At 49.4% G+C, this 741-nt stretch carries 2 protein-coding genes; both read right to left on the bottom strand.

The features are described 5' to 3' along the window. Window positions 1-219, bottom strand: a 219-nt coding sequence (locus tag SCJ97_11625; GenBank protein MDW7740677.1) for an ATP-binding cassette domain-containing protein, incomplete at its 3' end; no start/stop codon positions are given. A gap of 164 nt (window positions 220-383) precedes the next feature. Beyond that, a partial coding sequence (locus SCJ97_11630; protein ID MDW7740678.1) for an ADP-ribosylglycohydrolase family protein occupies window positions 384-741 on the bottom strand: 358 nt, incomplete at its 5' end.

The raw sequence follows: 741 nt of genomic DNA on the forward strand, positions 1-741 counted from the left end.
ATTGATATAAACTTCTCCTGAGGTAATCTGGTCCACTCCGCTGAGCATGTTGATCAGGGTGGTTTTTCCGGCTCCCGATTTACCGATTATGCCCACATATTCATTGGCGCCGATCGTAAATGTCAGCGAGCGCAGGGCATCAAAAGGTTCCGCCCCGGTTTGGTAGGTTTTTATCAGGTTTTTGACACTGATCATCGGTTTTGGTGGATATCCTGCCATTAATTGTAATCCCCCTGAACAGCTTAAGGTTTTGACTATTGTCCGGTTCGGTAGACTATATTGCCTCTCTTCTAAAGCAATAATAGCATACCGGGAAAGTATGGGAAGGTTATTTCCAACTGAAGTGATTCCGGCAATGAAAATTGTGCAGTAAATATAATTAACTAATGTGTCCCGAAATTATTGGCGAGTTTTTCGAAGTGGTTTTTGTTCTCAAGTTTGTCCAACCATTCTTTTGGAATGGCTTCAATGCCGAGGCGGGCGCCGGCTATGGCTCCGGTCATGCAGGCGATGGTGTCGGCATCGCCGCCGAGGCTGACCGCCTCTATCACGGCATCCTCGAAAGAGTCGGGATGGCGCAGGGCGCAGCAGATAGCTGCCGGGACAGAGTTGAAAGCTTCGATGCCGTTACCGAGGGTGGCGGCAATCTCTTCGGCATCCCTTGTTTCAAGCAGGGTCTCAAGATCAGCCAGCTTCTGCCGGTAGATCTCTTCTTCGGCGTGTTTCCTAAGCTGCTTCAGG

The organism is Bacillota bacterium (assembly GCA_033549065.1).
Lineage (GTDB): Bacteria > Bacillota > Dethiobacteria > DTU022 > DTU022 > JAWSUE01.